General features: G+C 63.1%; 23 protein-coding genes and 1 riboswitch. Of the genes, 9 read left to right on the top strand and 14 right to left on the bottom strand.

What is annotated here, in order from left to right; translation table 11 throughout:
- Position 1: 1 nt before the first annotated feature.
- The 5 genes from cobU to MKI86_RS06175 form a co-directional block, all read right to left on the bottom strand.
- Positions 2 to 526, bottom strand: a complete 525-nt coding sequence (cobU, locus tag MKI86_RS06195; protein WP_241598705.1) for a bifunctional adenosylcobinamide kinase/adenosylcobinamide-phosphate guanylyltransferase — start codon at positions 524 to 526, stop codon at positions 2 to 4.
- A gap of 1 nt (position 527) precedes the next feature.
- Positions 528 to 1,316, bottom strand: coding sequence for a CbtA family protein (locus tag MKI86_RS06190; RefSeq protein ID WP_241598703.1), 789 nt, complete (start codon positions 1,314 to 1,316; stop codon positions 528 to 530).
- Positions 1,317 to 1,328: 12 nt separating this feature from the next.
- Positions 1,329 to 1,505, bottom strand: coding sequence for a CbtB domain-containing protein (locus tag MKI86_RS06185; protein ID WP_241598702.1), 177 nt, complete (start codon positions 1,503 to 1,505; stop codon positions 1,329 to 1,331).
- Positions 1,506 to 1,552: 47 nt separating this feature from the next.
- Positions 1,553 to 1,916, bottom strand: a riboswitch (cobalamin riboswitch).
- A gap of 78 nt (positions 1,917 to 1,994) precedes the next feature.
- Positions 1,995 to 3,629 (bottom strand): peptidoglycan-binding domain-containing protein, encoded by a 1,635-nt coding sequence (locus tag MKI86_RS06180; RefSeq protein WP_241598701.1) that lies wholly within the window; start codon positions 3,627 to 3,629, stop codon positions 1,995 to 1,997.
- Between the two features lie 154 nt (positions 3,630 to 3,783).
- Positions 3,784 to 5,244, bottom strand: coding sequence for a cobyric acid synthase (locus MKI86_RS06175; protein WP_241598700.1), 1,461 nt, complete (start codon positions 5,242 to 5,244; stop codon positions 3,784 to 3,786).
- Positions 5,245 to 5,490: 246 nt separating this feature from the next.
- On the opposite strand from MKI86_RS06175, the gene MKI86_RS06170 reads away from it, so the two are divergent.
- From MKI86_RS06170 to MKI86_RS06145, 6 genes are all read left to right on the top strand, one after another.
- Positions 5,491 to 5,634 (top strand): hypothetical protein, encoded by a 144-nt coding sequence (locus MKI86_RS06170; protein ID WP_134649449.1) that lies wholly within the window; start codon positions 5,491 to 5,493, stop codon positions 5,632 to 5,634.
- Between the two features lie 792 nt (positions 5,635 to 6,426).
- Positions 6,427 to 7,425 carry an ABC transporter substrate-binding protein gene (locus MKI86_RS06165; RefSeq protein WP_241598699.1) on the top strand — a complete coding sequence of 333 codons (999 nt, stop codon included), beginning with the start codon at positions 6,427 to 6,429 and terminating at the stop codon, positions 7,423 to 7,425.
- A 237-nt stretch (positions 7,426 to 7,662) separates the two neighbouring features.
- A complete protein-coding gene (locus MKI86_RS06160; protein ID WP_241598698.1) occupies positions 7,663 to 8,574 on the top strand; it encodes an ABC transporter permease in 912 nt (303 codons plus the stop codon).
- Positions 8,567 to 9,610 carry a quaternary amine ABC transporter ATP-binding protein gene (locus tag MKI86_RS06155; RefSeq protein ID WP_241598697.1) on the top strand — a complete coding sequence of 348 codons (1,044 nt, stop codon included), beginning with the start codon at positions 8,567 to 8,569 and terminating at the stop codon, positions 9,608 to 9,610. The genes MKI86_RS06160 and MKI86_RS06155 overlap by 8 nt, the downstream gene beginning before the upstream one ends.
- A gap of 203 nt (positions 9,611 to 9,813) precedes the next feature.
- The gene (gene bmt, locus MKI86_RS06150) at positions 9,814 to 10,830 is read left to right on the top strand and encodes a betaine--homocysteine S-methyltransferase (RefSeq protein WP_241598696.1); all 1,017 of its coding nucleotides are present in this window, start codon (positions 9,814 to 9,816) and stop codon (positions 10,828 to 10,830) included.
- A gap of 99 nt (positions 10,831 to 10,929) precedes the next feature.
- Positions 10,930 to 11,298 carry a DUF4180 domain-containing protein gene (locus MKI86_RS06145; RefSeq protein ID WP_241598694.1) on the top strand — a complete coding sequence of 123 codons (369 nt, stop codon included), beginning with the start codon at positions 10,930 to 10,932 and terminating at the stop codon, positions 11,296 to 11,298.
- Positions 11,299 to 11,301: 3 nt separating this feature from the next.
- On the opposite strand, the gene MKI86_RS06140 is transcribed toward MKI86_RS06145, so the two are convergent.
- The gene (locus MKI86_RS06140) at positions 11,302 to 12,435 is read right to left on the bottom strand and encodes an aminotransferase class I/II-fold pyridoxal phosphate-dependent enzyme (RefSeq protein ID WP_241598692.1); all 1,134 of its coding nucleotides are present in this window, start codon (positions 12,433 to 12,435) and stop codon (positions 11,302 to 11,304) included.
- A complete protein-coding gene (locus tag MKI86_RS06135) occupies positions 12,432 to 13,073 on the bottom strand; it encodes a helix-turn-helix transcriptional regulator (protein WP_241598689.1) in 642 nt (213 codons plus the stop codon). Before MKI86_RS06135 ends, MKI86_RS06140 begins: the two co-directional genes overlap by 4 nt.
- A gap of 43 nt (positions 13,074 to 13,116) precedes the next feature.
- On the opposite strand from MKI86_RS06135, the gene MKI86_RS06130 reads away from it, so the two are divergent.
- Complete coding sequence (locus MKI86_RS06130) at positions 13,117 to 13,464, top strand: hypothetical protein (protein ID WP_241598687.1); 348 nt, start codon at positions 13,117 to 13,119, stop codon at positions 13,462 to 13,464.
- Here the strand turns inward: MKI86_RS06130 and MKI86_RS06125 are convergent.
- From MKI86_RS06125 to MKI86_RS06100, 6 genes are all read right to left on the bottom strand, one after another.
- Positions 13,449 to 14,333 carry a LysR family transcriptional regulator gene (locus MKI86_RS06125; RefSeq protein WP_241598686.1) on the bottom strand — a complete coding sequence of 295 codons (885 nt, stop codon included), beginning with the start codon at positions 14,331 to 14,333 and terminating at the stop codon, positions 13,449 to 13,451. The genes MKI86_RS06130 and MKI86_RS06125 overlap by 16 nt on opposite strands.
- A gap of 445 nt (positions 14,334 to 14,778) precedes the next feature.
- Positions 14,779 to 16,863 carry a vWA domain-containing protein gene (locus MKI86_RS06120; protein ID WP_241598684.1) on the bottom strand — a complete coding sequence of 695 codons (2,085 nt, stop codon included), beginning with the start codon at positions 16,861 to 16,863 and terminating at the stop codon, positions 14,779 to 14,781.
- Positions 16,864 to 16,878: 15 nt separating this feature from the next.
- Positions 16,879 to 17,400, bottom strand: a complete 522-nt coding sequence (locus tag MKI86_RS06115) for an RNA polymerase sigma factor (protein ID WP_241598682.1) — start codon at positions 17,398 to 17,400, stop codon at positions 16,879 to 16,881.
- A gap of 78 nt (positions 17,401 to 17,478) precedes the next feature.
- A complete protein-coding gene (locus tag MKI86_RS06110; RefSeq protein ID WP_370879899.1) occupies positions 17,479 to 18,231 on the bottom strand; it encodes a phosphodiester glycosidase family protein in 753 nt (250 codons plus the stop codon).
- A 54-nt stretch (positions 18,232 to 18,285) separates the two neighbouring features.
- On the bottom strand, positions 18,286 to 18,978 hold the full coding sequence (locus MKI86_RS06105; RefSeq protein WP_241598667.1) for a ferredoxin: 693 nt from the start codon (positions 18,976 to 18,978) through the stop codon (positions 18,286 to 18,288).
- Positions 18,979 to 19,085: 107 nt separating this feature from the next.
- Positions 19,086 to 20,669 (bottom strand): trimethylamine methyltransferase family protein, encoded by a 1,584-nt coding sequence (locus MKI86_RS06100; protein WP_241598665.1) that lies wholly within the window; start codon positions 20,667 to 20,669, stop codon positions 19,086 to 19,088.
- A gap of 335 nt (positions 20,670 to 21,004) precedes the next feature.
- Here MKI86_RS06100 and MKI86_RS06095 point away from each other — a divergent pair, with 335 nt between their 5' ends.
- The gene (locus MKI86_RS06095; RefSeq protein WP_023514481.1) at positions 21,005 to 21,700 is read left to right on the top strand and encodes a cobalamin B12-binding domain-containing protein; all 696 of its coding nucleotides are present in this window, start codon (positions 21,005 to 21,007) and stop codon (positions 21,698 to 21,700) included.
- 48 nt (positions 21,701 to 21,748) lie between these two features.
- Here the strand turns inward: MKI86_RS06095 and MKI86_RS06090 are convergent, their stop codons facing one another.
- Positions 21,749 to 21,907 (bottom strand): entericidin domain-containing protein, encoded by a 159-nt coding sequence (locus MKI86_RS06090; protein ID WP_134649465.1) that lies wholly within the window; start codon positions 21,905 to 21,907, stop codon positions 21,749 to 21,751.
- Between the two features lie 17 nt (positions 21,908 to 21,924).
- On the opposite strand from MKI86_RS06090, the gene MKI86_RS06085 reads away from it, so the two are divergent.
- Positions 21,925 to 22,566, top strand: a complete 642-nt coding sequence (locus MKI86_RS06085; RefSeq protein ID WP_241598664.1) for a DUF1638 domain-containing protein — start codon at positions 21,925 to 21,927, stop codon at positions 22,564 to 22,566.
- Positions 22,567 to 22,619 lie beyond the last annotated feature (53 nt).

The following is a 22,619-nucleotide window of genomic DNA, read 5'->3' as shown; positions in this document are numbered from 1 at the left end:
CTCAACCCTTCATTTTCAGCGGCAGTCCGGCCGCAACGAAATACACTTCCGGTACAAGCGCCGCCACCTGCTGGTGGAGCCGCCCGGCATGGTCGCGAAAGTCGCGCGCCATGCGGTTTTCAGGCACGATGCCCAGGCCGACCTCGTTCGAGACGAAGATCAGGCGGCCCGGCGCGCCCTTGATGGCCGATAAAAGGACGGCAAATTCTTCCGCGATGTCCCGCTCCTCCAGCATCAGATTGGTGAGCCAGAGGGTCAGACAATCCACGAGGACCGCACGATCCGCACGCGCCACATCGGCGATCCGGGCCGCGAGCGCAAGCGGTTCCTCATGCGTTTCCCAGCCGTCTCCACGGTCTTCCCGGTGTCTGGCGATGCGCTCGCGCATCTCGTCATCCCAGGCGCGGCCGGTGGCAATATAATGACGCGAAAGGCCGGTCTCGACGACCAGCCTTTCGGCAAAAGCGGATTTTCCGGAACGCGCACCGCCCAGAACCAGGACGGCTCCGGGCGATTTCAGCGTCATATCAGGCAGCCTTTGCGATCTTTTCGTTGGCAAAGCCGAGGGAAAGGCCGAGCACGATCCAGAAGAACAGCGTCGTGGCAAGGGCCGCGACGGCGAACTCCGCACCGAGAACGGCCGGAACGGCGCTCGAAATATCCGACGGCTGCGGCGCACCATAGACCTGCGGCGCGGCAATCAGAACGAGACCGGCAATCTTGGCGACGATGCCCGGCTTGAGAAACAGCAGGTAGAGACCCGCTGCCGACAGCACAACCGCCGCAATCCACCAGATCTGACGCTGGGTCAGGTCCGCAGCCGGGAAGCCCGGCAGTTCCGGCGGCAGGCCGATGGCCGGGAGCATATGCACGGCAAGCCAGCCGGCCGCCCCCCACAGCGCGCCATTGGCGACCGTGATGGGATGGCCGGACACGAGGCTGAAACCGGCAAGGAGCAAGGCAAAGCCGGCGCCGGTAACGAGATTGGCGAGCAGCGTGCCGGAGAACCGGCTCATGCCGAACATGATGCCACCCTCTTCGTGGTCCTCGCCGTCATGCGCATAAGCGACCGAGACAGGCGAAAGCGACGACGCCATGTCCAGGAGGACGGCCCCCAGAGACGAATGCTCATGTGTCGCAGCAGCGCCTTCGGTGGTCGGCGTGGTGCCTTCGGCTGCAGGCGCGGCCTCATCGCCGCCTTCGAATTCTTCGGCGTGCAGGATGAGCGGCACGACGCGGGCTTCCTGGGCGGCTGTCATCAGGACGCCAGAGAAGAGCCCGGCCACCAGGGCGGCCAGGAGATAACGAACGATCATGTCGGAAACTCCTTAGTGGCAAGGAAAGCCGTAGGAGTGACGCGTATCGTGCGCGGTATCGTGCAGCACGGCCGAATTCGCAAGGCCGGCGCCGAAGACGAGGAACCCGCCCAAGAGCAGCGCGAGAACGCCCGCGATGAGGCGATCGCTCGCCGAAAGAGTGATAGAAGACGTATTGGAAACAGCCATGACAACCTCCGTGCAGGCATCGGGGAAGCCCCTCCCCAGGTCGGGCAATATGCCCTCATTGGCTGGCAGGTTTCCTGGCTCGCGGCGTCGGGCGTTTTTACGCCCACGGAATGCCCTCGCCTTCCCGGGCAGTGCATCGCGAAAGGTGGACGATTCGTAGAAAAAGAGGCGTCCGGGCCCGGTTGATCGCGATGCCACCCAGTGGCTTTTCCGTCCTGTGTCCGGTCTGCCGAACAAGGCACCATTGCCTCGTCCAAGCACGCCGAACATCGGCCGGATGGGCGTTCCTCGCCACTCTACAGTCGCGGGGTCGGCCGTGATTGCAGCGCCCTGAATGGGTCCACCGTATCACATTCCCATTTACTCCCCGGTCCGTTTCCGGACCAGAGAACCATCCAATAGTCGGATGATTATGCCGCCGGCCCCGACAAGTCAATCGACAGCCAGCGGCATGGCCTGTGCCGAAAACGCCGGCCGGCCGTCCCAAACTCAATAGCCGGGGATGATCACCACGCCGCCGCGCCGGCGGTAGTAGCCGTCATCGCTGTAGTAGGGACCGTCATAATAGCCGTCGACCGGACCCTCGAGCACGTCGTAGTCCCGCTGGTAGCGGCGCTCGCGGCTGGTCTGGCGTGCCTGGGCGAACTGCGCGGCCTGCCGAAGCGCGGCGAACTGCCGGCGCGAAAGATAGCCGTCGGCGCGGTAGCCCGACGCGCCCTGCCATGCGGCGATCGCCGCGCGGGTGCGCGGACCGAAAACGCCGTCGGCGCCGTAGGTGCTGTAGCCGAGCGCGCTCAGCCAGCGCTGCGCCTGCACCCGCGTCGAGCGTTCCATATAGGCTTCGCGTGGATCGACGACGGGGCGTTCCTCCACCATGCGCTCGGCTTCGGCCTTCGGCACCGGTTTGGTCGCAATCGCGGCCATACGCTCGCGCGCATCGGATGCATAACGGCCGCGCGGATAGACATCGAGATAGGCCTGGAAAGCCTGCCGCGACCCCGCGACCACCGCCTTCTGGAACGTGTCTTCCTCGCGCTTTGCCGCAGCAAGCCTCTCGGCCTCCGCGCTGTCGCGCGTTGCCGTCGCCGGGCCGCTGGTGGTCGCGCGCTTCTGGGCGGCCTCGGCCTCCGCGGCCCGCTTCTTTGCCTCGGCGGCAAGGCGGGCGGCTTCGGCGGCCTTCGCCTCGGCTTCCGCCGCAGCCTTGGCGGCCTCGGCCTTCAGGCGCTCAAGCTCCCGGGTCTTTTCATCGGCCAGCTTGCGGGCGGCCGCAGCCTCCTGCTCCAGCCGGGCCTTTTCGGCAGCCGCAGCTTTTTCCGCTTCCAGCCGCTTGGCGTCTTCGGCACGCGCGGCCGCCGCTTCGGCCGCGCGGGCGTTTGCCTCGGCCTCGGCGCGCGCCTTCTGTGCGGCGGCGGCCTCGTCGGCCTTGCGGCGCTCTGCCTCGGCCTGCACACGCGCTGCCTCGTCCGCCTTCGCCTTTTCGGCAGCGGCGGCTTCCTTCTTCACGCGCTCGGCTTCGGCAGCCTTTTCCGCTGCCAGCTTGCGTTCATCAGCCGCCTTCCTGTCTGCCTCCGCCTTGAGGCGGGCGGATTCGTCTGCCCGCGCCTTTTCAGCGGCTGCGGCTTCGGTCTTCGCCTTTTCCTCGGCGGCTGCCTTTTCGGAAGCAAGCTTGCGAGCCGCGGCGGCGGCTTCCTCGGCCTTCTTCGCCTCGGCCTTCGCCTTCTCGGCATCAGCAGCCTTGCGTGCGTCGTCCGCCTTGGCCTTCTCGGCGTCGGCGTCACGCTTCGACTCTTCTGCGGCCTTCGCCTCATCGGCCTTGGCCTTTACGGCGGCATCGTCGGAGGCGGTTGCAGCCGGATTCGCGTTGCCGGCAGCCTTCAATTCTGCGATGCGCAGCCGCGCCATCGAGGCGAACGTGCCGTTGGGATACTGTTTCAGGTAGTTTTCGAACTGCGTTATATCGCTGCCGGAAGATGCTTTCTGCCAGAAGCCGAACTCCTCCTCCCAGCGCTTGCCGGCATTGGTGGTTTCCTTTGCCGTCTGGGCGAAGGCGGCCACCGGAAAGCCGGCGAGCGACAGCCCGACGAGGCCCACCAGAACAGATCGAGCAAGAGGTCCAGAACCCATCAAAATCACCCTTTCGGATCGCACTACGGCATCGGCACCCGCAAGGCGGGCATGATCACGTTCCTCCTTGCACCGAAATCAGGCGCAACTTTGGTGCTGCGGTAACCGGTGGTGGAGAAACCCGATGGCAGAACGTTTCAGGCGGGCGGTTTAATCAGCGGATCCCCAGAATGCTGTCGAGCCAGCGCGGGTCTAGCACGGCCGCAAGCTCGGCCGCCACGCCGTCGAGTGCTGCATCGACGCCCGCCCGGTAATCGAAGCCGCCGCCCTCGATGCCGAAATCGGCAAGCAGCCGCGCGCGGTAGGCATCGCTGGAGAGAAGGCCGTGCAGGTAGGTCCCCATCACGCGGCCGTCCGGCGAGACGGCGCCGTCCGGCCGGCCGTCTATGCTGACGGGGGGACGAAGGGCGTCCGGCCCCGTCGTTCGGCCGAGATGGATCTCGTAGCCCTCGAGCGGCACATCGTATTGCAGGGAACGGGCGTCGCTGTTGCGCACCATCTTTTCCGGAGCCATTTCCGTTTCGACGGCCAGCAGGCCGAGACCTTCGACCTCACGCTCGCCGCCCTCGATGCCAAGCGGATCGGTAACGCGGCGGCCAAGCATCTGATACCCGCCGCAAATACCGATGACGCGGCCGCCGCGGCGCATATGAAGCGCGAGATCCCGGTCCCAGCCTGCGGCGCGGAAATCGCGCAAGTCCGAAATGGTCGATTTCGAGCCAGGGAGAATGACAAGTCCAGCATCGGCCGGCAGCGCCTCCCCCGGGCGCACGAAGACAAGATCGACCTGCGGCTCAGCCCTCAGCGGATCGAGATCGTCGAAATTGGCGATGCGCGGCAGCACCGGCACGGCTACCTTCAACGCCCCGCCGCCTCCCTTCATCAGCCGCTCCAGCACGACGGAATCCTCTGCCGGCAGCCGCGCGGCGTCTTTCAACCACGGCACAACGCCGAAACAGGGCCAGCCGGTGAAGCGGCCAATCTCGGCGATGCCGCTGTCGAACAGCGTGACATCGCCCCGAAACTTGTTGATCAGATAGCCCGTGACCATGCGCCGGTCTTCGTCCGGCAGAATGGCGTGAGTGCCGACAAGCGAGGCAATAACGCCGCCACGATCGATATCGCCCACCAGCACGACGGGAACGCCGGCCCGGGTCGCAAACCCCATATTGGCGATGTCCCCGGCGCGCAGGTTGATTTCCGCCGGCGATCCCGCGCCCTCGACGACCACCAGGTCGGCACCGGCCGATACCGTCTCGAAGCTTTCCATCACCGCGCCCATGAGCTTCGGCTTCAGTGCCTGATAGTCGCGTCCCTTCGCCTGCCCGAAGACCTTGCCCTGAACGACGATCTGGCTGCCGACATCCGACTGCGGCTTGAGCAGAACCGGGTTCATATGCACGCTTGATGGGACACGGGCCGCCAGCGACTGGAGCCATTGCGCCCGGCCGATCTCGCCGCCATCGGCCGAAACGGCGGCGTTGTTCGACATGTTCTGCGGCTTGAAGGGACGCACCGTCAGGCCGCGATTGGCGGCCATCCGGCAGAGCCCGGCCACCAATACCGTTTTTCCGACATCCGAGCCGGTGCCCTGGAGCATGATCGTTCTTGTCATGGCAATTTTCCTATCACCGTGCTTCGCCACCGGAAAGCCCTGATTTACCGCAATTTAGCCGCAATTGGAGGCGGCGTTACGATGTATTTCCGCAACATCATGCCATGCAAGATGAGCATGGCTGGGATGCTATCCGTTTTGCGACATTTTGCGCCGTGAACGACGCTGATTTTTATGCGCGGCAGACCTATATCAGGGACATCAGACAGCCGAGGCGCGTGGCTTCGGATTTTTAGGAAAAAGACCATGCTGTTCATCTTCAGCAAGCCGAACTTCGTACAGATCGCCTGGAACGGCGTCGCTCCCCAGAACCAGTCGCGCGTGCGCAACGAGGTCATGGACGCGCCGCTCGGTCCGCTCGGCGTGATCCGCACGCGCAACATCGGCTGATCCTTCGAGCGCGACGTCAGGTCCCGCTCCCATCCAGCGTCGCCTCTCTCCGGGAGGCGACGTTTTTTATTGCCTTCTTCCCGTCGGCCGCGCTGCCCACTGGCATCCCCAAAACGGCAAAAGCCGCGCACCCCTTAACGGTGGTGCACGGCTTGCCAAAATACGCATGGCGGCTTCCGACAAAAACGCATCGGAGCCCAGTCACTCCGGTACGCAATACCTTTTCCGGAGCGTTCGGCAGTGTCCCCCGCCGTGAGAAGATCAATAGCTGCACATCGTTACCGGACGGTTATCGAGAGCTTAAGCAAAGGTGAATCGCGTTTTTTTTATAAAAACCCGAAAAAAGTGACCCCGTGCGAAAAAACGGCGCAATCCGGACACGATCTGTCTGCTTCTCGACAGGAACGGGCATCAATGGGCCGGATGGCCTCCGGGTATTTGCCCACACAAGGGCAAACGCTCATTTTTTTGACGCCCGGAACACCTGTTTTTCAGCATTCGCGTCCCGCCTGCCCCCCGCTGGGCCGCCCGACCACCCCGCAGGCGGTTGATTTCTCAATGAGATCCCTTAGGCTTGCCTCGTGACGTACGCAGACAGATCACCGGTGACAGGGTTACGCCGGGGAAGAGAAAAAAGCTCGGCGTCCTTGCAGCAGGGGGATCGGCTCGCCTCACCTGGCATCGCATTCCCTTGTCTGCTTAACGATGAGACCGGGCAGTCGGGACAACGCAGTAACCTGCTCTGCCTTACGGGATGAACGCTGCATCTCAAGACTGGGAGGTCTTAATCCTATGAAGAAGCTTTTTGCCTCCACTATCCTTGCTGCCGGCCTCTACGGCTTTACCGGGTCCGCACAGGCAGCGGAATGCGGCGATGTTTCGATCGCCGAAATGAACTGGGCATCGGCCGGCGTCGCCGCGCAGGTCGACAAGATCATTCTCGAAAACGGCTATGGCTGTAACGTCACTCTTGTGACGGGCGATACCATGCCGACCTTCACGTCCATGAACGAGAAGGGTGAACCTGATGTCGCGCCGGAATTGTGGGTCAACGCCGTGCGCACGCCACTCGACGAGGCCATCGCCGAGGGACGCCTGATCCAGCTCGCGCCGCTGCTGTCGGAAGGCGGCGTGGAAGGCTGGTGGATACCGAAATTCCTCGCCGACGCCCATCCGGATATCAAGACCGTGCAGGATGCGCTCAAGCATCCGGACATGTTCCCCGCGCCGGAGGATCCGTCGAAGGGCGCGGTGCACAATTGCCCGTCCGGCTGGAACTGCCAGGTATCGACGTCCAACCTTTACCGGGCGCTGAACGCGGATGCCGACGGCTTCGAGCTGGTCGACACCGGCTCGGCGGCCGGCCTCGACGGCTCGATCGCCAACGCCTTCGAGAAGAAGACCGGCTGGCTGGGCTATTACTGGGCACCGACGGCCATTCTCGGCCAGTACGAGATGACGCGCCTGTCCTTCGGGGTCGAGCACAACAAGGCTGACTGGGATGCGTGCACGGCCGTTCCAGACTGCCCCGATCCCAAGGTCAACTCCTACCCGACCTCAGACGTCTTTACCGTCGTGACGAAAGCCTTCTCCGAGAAGGCCGGCGTTGCCATGGACTACATGAAGACGCGCCAGTGGGATAACGGCACGGTCGGCAAGGTTCTCGCCTGGATGACGGAAAACCAGGGCACGAACGAGGACGCGGCAAAGTACTTCCTCGAAACCTATCCTGATATGTGGACCAAGTGGGTGAGCCCCGAGATCGCCGAGAAGGTCAAGGCCGCTCTCTGACATCAGGCACCGGCGGCCCTGCGGCTGCCGGTGCCAATTGCCTTTGGTGCGGTCAGGCATTTGACTGATCTTCACCCAGAAAGTCGCAAACAGTACAATATCGGGCCGCCGCCCGTGCCAATACGGACAAACCGGAACAATAAGAAGAATATCGCTGTACAAGCCGCCCCATTCGCGATGCCGGAAACATCCGTCGTATTGCGGGGCGCCATCGACCGGTAGGAAGAGGGGAAAAGGATGGCAGGACTATGCGACTCGTTGCCGGTCTTTCTTTGCAAGTTTCCGGCATTCAGCGACGCGAGCATTCGCGCGGTGCGAAAGACAGTCGATGACGGGTTCAAGGGGCTCGTCAGAAGTTACGTCAATGCAATCGATGCAATGGTCCAGCCGTTGCAGTGGTTTTTGAACTATCTCGAGCGCCTGTTCGTCACGTCGCCGTGGCCGGTCATACTGCTGATCCTGCTGGCCATCGTGTACTTCGCCAGCCGCAACACCAAGATCGTCATAGGAACGGCCGCATCGATGCTTGTCATCGGCATGCTGGGTCTGTGGAACGATACGATGGTGACGCTCGCCATGGTCACGGTCTGTACGCTGATCGCCATCGTGATCGGCATCCCCATCGGCATTGCCATGGCGCGCTCCGACCGGGTGCAGGGTTTCATCAACCCGGTCCTCGACGTGATGCAGACGATGCCGAGCTTCGTCTATCTGATCCCCGTCGTCATGATCTTCGGCATCGGCAAGGTACCGGGCCTGATCGCGGTCGTCATCTATGCCGTGCCGCCGATGATCCGCCTGACCAATCTCGGCATCCGCCTTGTCGACAAGGAAGTGCTGGAAGCGGCCGACGCTTTCGGCTCATCCGCCTGGCAGAAGCTGAAGAACGTGCAGATGCCGCTTGCCCTGCCGACCATCATGGCCGGCATCAACCAGACCATCATGATGTCGCTCGCCATGGTCGTCGTCGCGTCCATGGTCGGCGTGGGCGGTCTCGGCAAGAACGTCCTTCAGGCCATCAACAATCAGTTTTTCACGGTGGGATTCCTCAACGGGTTCGCGCTCGTGGCCATCGCCATCATTTTCGACCGTACAAGCCAGGCCTACGGCAGGCGACTACAGAAGCATTCGGAGGTAATTCATGGTTAGTCATGCAATCGAGGTCCGCAACCTCTACAAGATTTTCGGACCCCGCGGCGGCGACTACGTCGATGCGGTGAAGAATGGGCTCGGCAAGGCCGAACTGAACCAGCAGTACGGCCATGTGCTCGGTCTTCGCGACATCAACATCTCCATGCCCGCCGGCGGCATCATGGTCGTGATGGGCCTCTCCGGCTCGGGCAAGTCGACGCTGATCCGCCACATCAACCGCCTGATCGATCCGACTGCCGGCGAAGTGCTCTATGACGGTGTCGACGTCTGTCGGATGAGCGAAAACGATCTGCGCGAATTCCGCCGCCACAAGACGGCGATGGTGTTTCAAAAATTCGCACTGCTGCCGCACCGCACGGTGCTGGATAACACGGTCTACGGCCTTGAGATCCAGGGTATCGGCCAGGCCGAACGCGAAAAGCGCGCCAAGCAGTGGATCGAGCGCGTCGGTCTCGCGGGCTTCGAGAACCACTATCCGAACCAGCTTTCGGGCGGCATGCAGCAGCGCGTGGGCCTCGCACGCGCCCTGACCAACGATGCCGACATCCTGCTGATGGACGAAGCCTATTCCGCCCTCGATCCGCTGATCCGTGTCGACATGCAGACCGTGCTTCTCGACTTGCAGAAGGAACTGAAGAAGACCGTCGTCTTCATCACCCACGACCTCGACGAGGCGCTGCGCCTCGGCGACAAGATCGCCATTCTGCGTGACGGTATGGTCGTGCAGCAGGGCACCGGTCAGGAAATCGTGCTCAACCCGGCGGACGAATACATCACCGCCTTCGTGAAGGAAGTGAACCGCGGCCGCGTCGTCAATGTCGAGACGATCATGGCGCCGCTCGCTGGCAATCCCGAGGGCATGCCTATCGTCAAAGGCACCGTGCTGGAAACCGCCGCCCGCGCCATGACGGGCGCCAACCAGACACAGGCGCATGTTGTGGACGAGGCAGGCCAGCCGATCGGCGCGATCAACCTCGGCGCGATCATCTCTTCGATGGTGACGCCGACGAGCCATGAGGCGAAGGCGGCCTGAGCCTGAACTGCAAACATTTCAAGAGGGCGCCCTAGGCGCCCTCTTCCCGTTTGATGCGGTGCCTTTTTCTTTCAGTCGTATCTCATGGCGCCAAATCACCATGACCAGGCAGACGTGCACTGCGGCCATGGAAGGCGCTGCCATTGCACCATTGCAAGCACATAAAGAAATCTTTATATGATGGTGCAAACAGAGGACATGCCATGACCGCCACGAATCCGCTCGCCAGCCTCCTTGCCGAAAAACCCTTCCTGCTTGCCGATGGCGCAACCGGCACGTCGCTGTTCGCCATGGGTCTGGAAGCCGGCGAAGCGCCGGAACTGTGGAACGAGGCGAAGCCCGAAAATATCACGAAGCTGCACCAGGACTTCGTCGATGCGGGCGCCGACATCATCCTCACCAACACCTTCGGCGGCACGCGGCATCGCCTGAAACTGCACCATGCGCAGGATCGTGTGCATGAGCTCAACAGGAAGGCCGCGGAAATCGCGCGCGCGGTCGCCGACAAGGCTTCGCGCACCGTCATCGTCGCCGGTTCGGTCGGGCCGACCGGCGAACTTCTCGTGCCGCTCGGCGCCATGACCTATGACGACGCGGTCGCAGCCTTCGTCGAGCAGATCGAGGGCCTGAAGGCCGGCGGCGCGGATGTCGCCTGGATCGAGACGATGTCATCAGCGGATGAAATCCGCGCGGCCGCGGAAGCCGCCACCAAGGTCGGCATGCCCTTCGTCTATACCGGCTCCTTCGACACCGCCGGCAAGACGATGATGGGTCTGCATCCCAAGGATATCCATGGCGTGGCCGGCGACATCGGCGTGGGCCCGCTGGCAGTGGGCGCCAATTGCGGTGTCGGCGCGTCGGACATCCTGTCCTCGCTGCTCGACATGACCGGCGCCGACCCCTCGGCCACGGTCGTCGTGAAGGGCAACTGCGGCATCCCGGAATTCCGCGGCTCGGAAATCTACTATTCCGGCACGCCGCCGCTGATGGCGGAATATGCGCGCCTGGCCCGTGATGCCGGCGCACGCATCATCGGCGGCTGCTGCGGCACGTCCTGCGAACACCTTGCCGCCATGCGCGTTGCTCTCGACGCGCATGAGCCGCGCGAACGCCCGACACTTGAGGCGATCGTCGAAAAGATCGGCCCGCTGCGCAACAAGACCGCCAATGAAACCGCCGCGGCGCCCGCGCGCGAACGTGGCGGCCGCCGGCGCGGTTGACCGATTGTCCGATCGACAATTGCAAGCCGCCCCGGTCAGCACCGCGGGCGGCTTTTTTGTCACGGCTTAGGGGAAGCGAAAGTTCAAGGAGCACGCACCATGCAGACGATCGAGATGTCGGGCACGAAAGTGCTCGTTCTTTCCGCGCAGGGCGTGCCGGTCGCAACGGAAGCGGACGGCAATGACGTCATTAGCGAGGCCTTTTCGGCCGGTGCCACGCTTGTCGCCATTCCGGTCGAACGGCTCGGCCCGGATTTCCTCCGGCTGGAAACGCGTCTTGCCGGAACGGTCTTCCAGAAATTCGTCAACTACCATCTGCGCTGCGCCATCATCGGCGATGTCACGGCGCTGCTGGAAGGCAGCAAGGCGCTTCGCGATTTCGTGCGCGAGACGAACAAGGGCCGCTCCATCTGGTTTCTTGCGACCATCGGAGACCTTGAGGCACGGATGGCGCGCGAAAACACCTGACGATCAGGCGTCGGCCAGGAATTCCCGCCACGCCGCAAGACCCACGTCGATGTTCCTGCGGCCGATGCCGACGCGGAAACGATCCGCCGGCACCGGCAGCAGATCGGAGACATAGAGGCTGGACGGCAGGAAAAGCACGCCCTTCTCCTCCACCAGCCGGCGGCAATGCTCCTCCACGCCATCGGTGCCGACATAGCGTGCGAAGGCGACGCAGCCGCCATCGGGCGGAGTGAATTGGTAGAGATGCGGAAAATCCGCGAAGAATCGGCCGAGTTTTTCGGTGTTCTCGGCGCACAGGGCACGATTTCGGGCCAGGATCGTCTCGCGCGCCTTGAGCGCGATGCCGGCCAGCACCTCAGATGGGCGCGCGTTACAGATGGAGAGGTAGTGCTTCATCTTCTCCATGCGTTCGAGCAGCGCGTGGTCGCGGCAGGCGATCCAGCCGATGCGTAGGCCCGGCAGGCCGTAGGCCTTGGACATGACATTGAGGGATATGCCCTTGTCGAATAGGTCGGCGGCCTGCGGCAGGCGCTTGGCGTCATCGACCTCCAGCCCGCGATAGACCTCGTCAGAGAAGAGATGGATACCGCGCTCAGCGCACAGCGCCACCAGCTCGCGGTAGATCGCCTGATCGGCAATGGCACCGGTGGGGTTGTTGGGGAAATTGACGGCAATGAGCCTGGTTTCCGGGCGAAGCGCGGCCCGCACATCGTCGAGGTCGAGCTGCCAGCGGTTCTCCGATCGCAGCGCCACACCCGTCACGCTGCCGGCGATGGTGACCGGGAGGGTCTCCATGGACTGGTAGTTCGGCACGGTGACGATGGCGTGATCATCAGGCCCGAGCAGCGCAAGCATGGCGCAGTAAAGCCCCTCCTCCGCGCCTGCAAAGGTCAGAATGTCAGCGCCCTCAAGCGTTTCGTAGGTCGAGGCGATGGTGTCTCGCAGTTCGGGCGCACCCCAGGTCTGCGTATAGCAGAGCGAGACGCGCTCCCATGCCTCCAGATCTTCAGGCCCGGCAAGCGCCAACAGTTCGGACATGGTCATGGTCTCGGCATCGCTTGCCGTCATGTGGTGGCGCGCCTTGAATTCCCAGCGAGAAAAATGGGTTTCAAGGCGGAAATCCGGCAACGTGGTCACGAGGTCATGTCCTTGGAATTCTGGCGCCGGGCATCGGCGAGATAGTTATAGATCGAGGCGCGCGAGGCGCCGATGAGGCTGGCGAGATGATCGACCGCGTTTCGCGTCTGGAACAGCCCGCGCTCATCAAGCGCCGCGACCAGCGCCACGCGCTCGGCCTTCTTCAGGGCCGTCAGCGCAAGGCCGTGGGTGCGCAGCCAGTCGTGCAGCGCGGTGTTGATCTCCTCTCGCCAGTCGCCGGAAAACAGCGACGGTGGACGCGGCGCCACCGTTCCGGTAAAGGCTGAAAGCAGCTTTGCCGCCGCATCGAAATGCGAGACATCCATATTGATGCAAAGCAGGCCGAGGGCCTGGTCGAACTCATCCTTCAGAACGGCCGTCACCGATTTCAGGCGTCGTCCGTCCTCACCGGTCTTTTCATAGGGGCTATAGACGCCCGCTTCGCCGGCCTCCTCCAGTTCGCCGCCGACGAAGGATTCCATGCCGGGCTTGCGACCGGAAAACGCATTCCAGATGCCGGCAATCAAGCCCGTTTCGAGATCGTGCAGCACGACCTCGGCATGGGGATAGAAGAGAGTGGAGATGGCTGCGGCCGTCGATTTCCGTCCAGATACACCGCACGGCTTGCGGCAGGCCATTGCACATCCTATCCAAGGTGGAAATGATTCTATGGGGGACGACATGAGTGCAGATCTGGCCGCATTTCCGGACAGGGACACCGTTGCCGAAAAGCTTTCGGCGCTCGGCGATGGCGATAAGGCCTATCTGCGCCTGCTGATGGAAAACGCGCAGCAGGATGAGAACCTGCTCGAAGGCCTGACCCTCTCTCTCGACCGGGCGTCCACCGCGCGTTTCCTGAATTCCCTCAAGCTGGAAAAACTTGGCGAATGGCTGGGTGAAACGGCGCCCGCGCGCCTGCAAATCCGCCTCATGGAATGCGCGCGCTCCAGCCAACACGCCGCCCATGCCGCCTTTCGGGCCGGCCTGACCCGGTCCGGCGGGCTGGAGAGAGCCTATCCGAAAGCCTGATCGGTCGCCGCGGCCAGCGGCGCGAAGGACTTTCGAACAAGATCCGCCATGCCGTCGATGGTCGGCCCGCCACGCCGTGGATTGCGCTTGAGCACGACGCGCGAGGAATCGACCTGCGGAAAGCCCTCGGCCTGCGTCAATTCGCGCGCGCCGGCGGGAATGTTGCTGCGGGCAAGCGGTGCAATGGCAAGACCGCTCGACACCGCCGAACGCAGGCCGCTGCTCGTATCGCTGGTATAGGCGACCCGATAGGGGATCGCGTAGCGTTCCAGCGAGCGCTCCGCAAACTCCCGGCACCAGACCGAACGCCGGTACAAGGCCACCGGCACAGGGCGCTCCAGATGCAGGTCATGCCCGACCGAGACCGCCCAGACCGTCGGATCGATTGCCAATAGCTCGCCGGAAATGCCGCCGTCCCATTCGAAGATGACGGCAAGATCGAGGTCGTCGGCCGCCAAAGCCTCCATCTGCTGCGCGGTGTAGCCGCAGAACACCGTCACTTCGGCACCGGGATGCACCTGGGCGAAAGCTGCGAGCGCGTTGGGCAGGATGGTCTGGTTGTACTCCTCGGGAATGCCGACCCGCACCGGACCGTCGAGCGGAAGCGTGCGCATCGCCGCAGTCGTCTCATCGACAAGGCCGACGATGCGCTTGGCATAGGGAAGCAATCTCTGCCCCTCAATCGTCAGCCCGACGCCGCGCGGGCCGCGGGCGAAGAGCTTCGCCCCGACGGACTCCTCCAGCTTTCGCACCTGCATGCTCACCGCCGACTGCGTTCGCCCGAGCCGCTCTCCGGCATGGGTGACATTGCCCGCCTGCGCGACGGTGACGAAAATCCGGAGCAGATCGCTTTCAAGAGGTGGGTACATGAGACATCGCCTTTTCTAATGCCTGCCATCATCGCTATTCGTTTGTCAAATGTCTATGGCTTTGCTTGGCTGCGATGCGGAACGAAAGGCGCACGGCATGGACATCCTGGCGACATTGCGGAATTTTTTGAAAAACCTCCGGCTGAGACAAGCCGAAAAAGAGGCGTTGCAGCACCTTGTCAGGCGCGCGGACCGGCGCCTGCTGCGGGATGCCGGTCTTGACCTTGTGGACGGCACGCCGCCGACCTGTACGCCTCTGCCAAACGAAAAGGAAAGGCGCTGGCGAGCGCCCCTCATACGGCTTTCGCCGTTCTCGCCGGGCACATCAAGGGAAACGAACCTGCGGCCCGTAACTGCTCATGAACCGTGCAGTGGAAAGGCGTAGTCCGCCGCCTGAGGCTTCCTGCCCCGGCTTTCGAAAAGACGAAAGCCAGGGCAGCGGCTGTCACTTGTCGCCGGACAAACCCTCGGCAAGCCGGACGAGCTTCACGAACTCGGCGCGATAGCCGAAGGGGTCCTTGCCCTTGGCCGCTTCGGCAAGGCCCAGGATCGAGCCATAGGCATAGTCCTGCAGCGCCGGCACATCCTTCAACTTCTGGCCGAAGGCCGCAACGGCAACCGAGAAGCGGACATCGGTTGAAGCCGCATCGAGATCAGGGACCATGTTGCTGTCCGTGACCGGCATCGTCACAAGCTCGCTCGTGTTGCTATCGGGCTTCTTCCAACGCATCTTCAGGAACGCGATCTCGCCATCGCCGGACGCGGACGTGTCCGCCGCCTCGCCCTTGCCGTAGCGAAGGGGATCGTTCAACACGGCGGGGCTGCCCTTCGGCGTCACTTCGTAGATCGCGGTCACGCGATGGCCGGAACCGATATCTCCGGCATCCACCTTGTCATTGTTGAAATCCTCGCGGTTGAGGATACGGGTTTCGTAGCCGATCAGCCGGTATTCGGCGATGCGATCCGGGTTGAACTCGATCTGGAACTTCACATCCTTGGCGATGGGAAAGAGCGAGGAGCCCGCCTCCTCCACCAGCGTCTTCTGTGCCTCGGCGAGCGTATCGATATAGGCGGCCGTGCCGTTGCCGTTCTGCGCCAGCGCCTGCATCATGCCGTCATTGTAGTTGCCGCGGCCGAAGCCCAGCACGGAGAGGAAGATGCCGCTCTTGCGACGATCCTCGATGATACGCTTCAGATCCTCGTCGCTTGCCGGGCCGACGTTAAAATCGCCGTCCGTCGCCAGCATGACGCGGTTGACGCCGTCCTTCTTGAAACCCTTCTGCGCCAGCTTGTACGCCATCTCGATGCCCTCGGCGCCGGCCGTCGATCCGCCGGGCTGGAGCGTATCGATCGCGTCGAGGATCTTCTGTCGCTCCTTCGCCGCCGTCGGCTCCAGCACCACGCCGGCATTACCTGCATAGGTGACGATGGAAACGGTATCGGTATCCTTCAGCTTGCCGACAAGCAGGCGGAAGGCGCTCTTGAGCAATGGCAGCTTGTCGGCCTCGTCCATCGACCCCGAGACATCGATGAGGAAGACGAGATTGGCCGAAGGCTGCTCGTTCGCCACGGTCTCGAAGCCCTTGATGCCGATATGCAGTAGTTCGGTTCCCTTGTTCCAGGGCGTCGGCATGACGGTGACGGCGGCGTTGAACGGCTTTTCCGCCGTTTCCGGGCCCTTCCAGTCATAGGGGAAATAGTTGACCAGTTCCTCCACGCGCACCGATTCGGGGTCCGGCAGGCTGCCGCCGAGAAGCGCGCTGCGCATATAGGAGTAGGACGCCGTGTCAACATCGGCCGAGAATGTCGAGACCGGGTCGGTGGCGACGCTCTTCACCGGGTTTGGATCGGCGGAGGCGAAGCGTTCGCGGTTCTCCTGCGGCATCGGCATGATGACGGAATCCGCCGTCGCCGCGGGCTGTGCCATCCGGCGCGTCAGCGTCGGGTTGGCTGCGCCGCCGACTGCAAGCGATTGCGGCACTGCCGCCATCTCGCTATCCAGGCTTTCGGCAAGCGGCGCAGGCTCTGCGGCGCGGTTGTCGGCCATGGACTGGCTGGTTTCCCAGGCCATCGTCGGCTGTGCGACCGGCTCCCTGTTCAGCAAGGCGGCAGCGTCGTCCGCCTGTTCGACGGTCAGCGCCTCCTGCTTCTTGTTTTCGGTCTGTCGTTCTGCGGCCTCACCGCCCGGTTTCTGTGCGTCTGTCCCAATTTTCGCATCGTCAGACTGCCCGGTCTGCAAGGCCACCGTACCGTTGCGCACCAGTTCATAGGTCACAAGGCCGGCAACCGGGACGACGAGAAGCGTGGCAAGGGCCGATCCGGCCAGAAGTCTGCGGTTCATGATAGGGCTCCATATCCGGTTGAAGATGGAGCTTCGACGCCCGCCCGCGGCGGAACCTTGGGCGGCGGTCGCATTTTTCTCCGCTTCGTCGAAAGCCTGCATGGCGGCGGCAAGGGCTGCGGCACGCGAAGAGGCTCCGGCGGCCGGCGGCTGGCGGCGGGCGAGCTTTTCGAGATCGAGATCGGTCATCGGTCTATCCTTCCGTCACGCAGCGGCATCGCGCAAAAGCACCTTCAGGCGCTTGCGGGCCTCGTGCACATGCCAGGAAATGGTCGTTTCGGCGCAGCCGAGCACATCGGCTGCCGCCGCATGGCTAAGCCCCTCGCCGTAGATGAGCAGGACTGCATCGCGCTGCCTGTCGGGCAACTGGCGAACGGCCTGCCACAGCTCCTCGCCGTCATCCTCGGCGCGCCCGGTTTCCAGCACCGCCTTTTCACGCATGTAGGCCGCGTCGCGCCATTCGGTACGGCGCCGCTTTCGCATCTGGTCACGGGCGGCATTGAGCGTGACCGAATAGAGCCAGGTGCTGAAGCGGCTGGCGCCCTTGAACCCCCTGATCGCGCTGGCGAGGCGTATGCACACCTCCTGCGCCACATCCTCGGCATCCTGCCGGTCGCCGCACCATCGCCAAGCGACGGCATGGATGAAATCATAACGGCTCTCGACCAGCGCGGCGAATGCCTGCCGGTCCCCCTGAGCCGCCTTTTCGACGAGTTCTGTTTCCACGGGCCCATCCCGATTGCGTGCACTGACCTTTCAGACGTGCTTGTATGGGCAATCCTTTGGATCGAATTCGAAAAAATATTACCAGGGCAACTTTTTCACGACCGCGATGATCGTTCCCATCACGGCCCGACGGTCGTGTCGGCGGATTTCCGGCGCATAGAGGCTGGAAATACTGCCGTCGAGAAAAAGCGCGTTGCGGCAGTGCAGCCGGTCGCGGAACAGCGTCGCAAAATCGTGAAAGCGGACATGATCCCGGGAAATGGCAAAGCCCACGCGCCCGTCCGGCAGGATGCCGACGCCGTTGCGGATCTGCAGGCTCGTCGCATCCGGCAGGAAGCGTGGATGGATCCTGCCGTCGACCACCAGCATCGGACCCGACTGCGTGGCCTCGCGCGGTGAAAGCCCCGCCCTGGCAAAGGCCTCCGTCTCCATGACGCCGGCCTTGCCGTCTGCCAGCCAGAACACGCCATTCGGCTTCATGACGAAGTTGCCGAACGCATCGTCACGGTTGAGGGCGCCGGTCTCCCGCCCATTCTCCACGAGAAGCCCGACCGGGCCGTAATCGGGATGGTACATTCCGCCGTTCATGGCAAAGCTCATATGCTCGCCATTGCGCAGGAGGTGGGTGTTCAGCTGGTCATAACTCGCGCCGTAGCTGCCCAGCGTCCGGGCACCGTAGAGCCTTATCGTATCCTTTGCGGGATCGAAGGTGCAGACGGTGTAGCGCCCGCCGAGATGTTCGATCTCCGCGCATTTCGGCGCTTCGGCCATGGCGACGCTCCGCAGGGCTAGGGTGGCAAGAATAAGCGAAAGGATGAAAAGAACGCGCATAAACAATGGCTCGGCTGGCAATGCGGCGAATTTAGCAGCGCCTCGCCGAAATGGTCAAAGCGAGAGCGCCGCCATATGGAAACGCAACTGGGCGTCCTCGTAACGATATTCCGCCCCGATAGGACAGGCGGCGCGGGCAAGGCACCCCCTGGCCATACAGCCGCCCTGCCCTTGCGGCGTGCGCAGATGGCTTCGACAGGCCGGCACATCGAAGGCATGTTCGTGCACGGCTGCAACGGGACAGGTGGTGAGACAGGGCTGGTCAGGACAGGCCTCGCAGGGATGCGCACCATGCGGTGCCGGCTCGTCCTCGACCGGGACGGCAAAGCCGAGCGCGCCGCGATAACCGTGCCAGAGGCCGTAGGCGGGGTGGATGAGAATGCCAAGCGGCGAAGCTTTCAGGCCTTCTGCGCGCATCGCCCATTGCTGGAACGGCTGCCATGGCGGATCGGATGGAAACCACGCCGCCGCTTTGGCTATAACGGCAATGGGACCGATGACTTCTTTCGACCACGTATCGAGCGGATCCGACCCGCCGCCATCCGGCTGGTTGTTCCGCCAGCGGGAAAAAGCCGGCCACAGGGAGCTGCCGATGTTGCCGATCAGCACGACACTGGCTGCGGTGCGGCCATCGCTCAGCGTTGGAGCGGCTTCCCCCGCCGCAAAATTCACGACACCGCGCAAAAAAAGACCGTGCGGCTGAAGAGCCGCACGGATCGTTTCGAGGTCGTGGCCGGACGTACTCACCGGGTCACGTCTCCCTTGAGCTCATAATGCGGGCGCCAGACCTCCTTCTGGATCATGTCCGCCACCCGCGTCGCTCCGCCTTGCTCCCTGGCGCGGTCGGGACCCTTTCAGGTGAACGCGTCCGGCATCGAGTCCTTGCGCTCCTTGATGAAGGCGAGCAGCGCATCGTCGATGGCGGGGTCGAGATGGGGCGCCTCGTAGCTTTCGAGCCAGCTGCGGCAGAGCGCATTGGCGCGTTCTTCGATGCGCTTCTGTCCTTCGATCTCCCACTGCTCGAACGAGTTGTTGTCGGCGAGCGGCGAGCGATAGAAGGCGGTCTGGAAGTTGGCCTGGGTATGCGCGCAGCCGAGATAATGGCTGCCTGGACCGACTTCGCGGATGGCGTCGAGCGCCTGCGCATTCTCCGACAGGTCGATGCCCTCGGCGAATTTCTGCATCATGCCAAGCTGGTCCTGGTCGATCATGAACTTCTCGTATGACGAAACGAGGCCGCCTTCGAGCCAGCCGGCGGCGTGCAACACGAAATTCGTGCCGGCCAGCAGCGTCATGTTGAGCGTGTTGGCGGATTCGTGCGCCGCCTGCGCATCCGGAACCTTGGAACCGCAGAGCGAGCCGCCCGTACGGAACGGCAGGCCGAGGCGGCGGGCAAGCTGTGCCGCACCATAAGAAACCAGCGACGGCTCCGGTGAACCAAAGGTCGGCGCGCCCGACTGCATGGAGATCGACGCTGCGAAGGTGCCGAACAGCACCGGCGCGCCCTTGCGAATGAGCTGGGTGAAGGAAGCACCGGCAAGAACCTCGGCGAGGATCTGCGTCAGCGTGCCGGCAACGGTCACCGGGCTCATGGCGCCCGACAGGATGAACGGCGAGACGACGCAGGCCTGGTTATGGCGGGCATAGACCTTCAACGCGCCCACCATGGTCTCGTCGAAGACCATAGGCGAATTGGCGTTGATGAGGTTCATCATGACCGTGTTGTTCTCGACGAATTCGTCGCCGAACACGATCTTCGCCATGGCGATCGAATCTTCCGCACGTTCCGGCGCGGTGACCGAGCCCATGAACGGCTTGTCGGAATACTTCAGGTGGCTGTAGACCATGTCCAGGTGACGCTTGTTCACAGGGACGTCAACCGGCTCGCAGACCGTGCCGCCCGACGAATGCATCGACGGTGCCATATAGGCGAGCTTCACGAAATTGCGGAAGTCCTCGATGGTCGCATAGCGGCGGTTGCCTTCCAGGTCGCGCACGAAGGGCGGGCCGTAGACCGGCACGAAGACGGTGGCCTTGCCGCCGATCTGAACGCTGCGCTCAGGGTTGCGGGCATGCCAGGTGAACTGAGAGGGCGCGGTCTTCAAGAGCTCGCGGCACAGCCCCTTGGGGAAATGCACGCGCTCGCCGCGCACGTCCGCGCCGGCGTCCCGCCACAGCTGGAGCGCTTCCGGGTCCTCGCGAAACTCGATACCAATCTCTTCCAGGATGAGGTCGGCATTAGCTTCGATGAGCTGCAGGCCTTCCTCGTCGAGAACCTCGTATTCCCTGATCTTGCGCGTGATGTAGGGCAGCGACGGACCCGGGCCGCCACCGGTGCGCGATGCGCGCCGTGCGGCCGCGCCGCGCCCCTCCCGCGAGCGACGCCCGCCACCTTCCGGGGTGCCCTCGCCTGCAACCTGCTCAATGCCCTCGCTCATGATCCGTCTTCCCTTTCTTCCCGCGCCCGAAAGCGCCTCTTTTACTATGCTAGCAAGCCGCCGGATCGGGGCGGGTCTCAAAGCGCCAAGCAATGGCGCACGCTGGATACCGGCTTTGCGGCGATCATAATGTGAACCCCGCCGCGATCGTAGCGGCATTCTCTTGTTTGGACTGTCAATTCACCGTTTTGCAGCGTAAGATCGCAGCATGTTTTCGCCGGGTCGCTTTTCACTGTATGCGACGTCGTTTTCGAAATCGGATTGCGACACGAGGACGGATATTTCTAGGGTGAGGAGCCTGCCGACCGCAGCGCCAATGGAGACGAGGAAACGCAATGTCTGACGACGAAATCATTCTCGCCGATCTCTCCGACGAAGAGCTTGTGCAGCAGATGCACGACGACCTCTACGACGGCCTGAAGGAGGAAATCGAAGAGGGCACCAATATCCTGCTGGAGCGCGGCTGGGCACCCTACGACGTGCTCACGCAGGCCCTTGTCGAAGGCATGCGCATCGTCGGCGTCGATTTCCGCGACGGCATTCTCTTCGTCCCGGAAGTTCTCCTGTCGGCAAACGCCATGAAGGCCGGCATGTCGATCCTTCGTCCGCTGCTTGCCGCCACCGGCGCGCCGAAGCAGGGCAAGATGGTCATCGGCACCGTCAAGGGCGACATCCACGACATCGGCAAGAACCTCGTCGGCATGATGATGGAAGGCGCCGGCTTCGACGTGATCGACCTCGGCATCAACAACCCGGTCGAAAACTATCTTGAAGCCATCGAGCGCGAACAGCCCGACATTCTCGGCATGTCTGCACTTCTGACGACGACGATGCCCTATATGAAGGTCGTTATCGATACGATGAAGGAAAAGGGTCTGCGCGACGACTATGTCGTGCTGGTCGGCGGCGCGCCGCTCAACGAGGAATTCGGCAAGGCTGTCGGTGCAGACGCCTACTGCCGCGATGCGGCCGTCGCAGTGGAAACCGCCAAGGAATTCATGAAGCGCAAGCACAACATGCTTGCCGGCTGACAGGCTATATCAGGCGGCGCCTTGAAAGCGCGCCGCCTGATACCGAAATTATCGGGCGGCACGCTCGACACTGCGGCCGGCATCCTGCGTCGCATCTACTGCGTTGGCCGTATCCCTGCCCACGCCGCGGATGGTGTTGCCGCAAGCGCTGAGCGCCAGAAGCGCGGCGAGAACGATGCTGATCTTGCTCAGATTTGTCGCAGTCATGGTGGGAGTCCCTCTAAATGGATGTGGTTGACGCAGAACTTCAGCTTGGAAGTCCGGCGTCTAAACGCACGAGGCGCGAAAAAGTTCGAGTGATTGCGTGCGGCGCGATCGCCCGGGAGATCATCGCGATCCGCGATGCAAATGGCCTCGATCACATCGACCTCGTCTGCCTGCCCGCCATTTGGCACGCCCACCCCGAAAAGATCGCTCCCGGCGTCGAAAAGGCCGTAGAAGAGGCCCGCGCCGAAGGCTTTTCCCGCGTTTTCGTCGGTTATGCGGATTGCGGCACCGGCGGGTTGCTCGACCGCGTCTGCGAACGGCTCGGCGTCGAGCGGATCGCCGGACCGCACTGTTATTCCTTCTTTGCCGGCAACGACGCCTTCGCGGCGAAGGACGATGACGTCACGTCGTTCTTCCTGACCGATTTCCTCGCCCGCCAGTTCCGCGCCTTCGTCATCGAGCCGCTCGGCCTCGACCGGCACCCACAGCTGAAGGACATGTACTTCGGCAATTACACGAAACTCGTCTATCTCTCGCAGGTCGAGGAAGAGGCCCTTCAGCAGAAGGCGAAGGAGGCGGCCGATTATCTCGGGCTCGCCTACGAGTATCGCTTCACCGGCTATGGCGACCTGACGGGAGCAGTGCTCGGCGCGCGCTAACCAATTCTTAGCCTTGCCCGCAAATCCAAGAGTGCCGGTTACGCCTTTCTAAG

This window comes from Shinella sedimenti (assembly GCF_022601905.1).
GTDB classification, from domain to species: domain Bacteria; phylum Pseudomonadota; class Alphaproteobacteria; order Rhizobiales; family Rhizobiaceae; genus Shinella; species Shinella sedimenti.
Note: the sequence above shows the minus strand (reverse complement) of the source record. Positions and strands in the feature narration are given on the sequence as shown.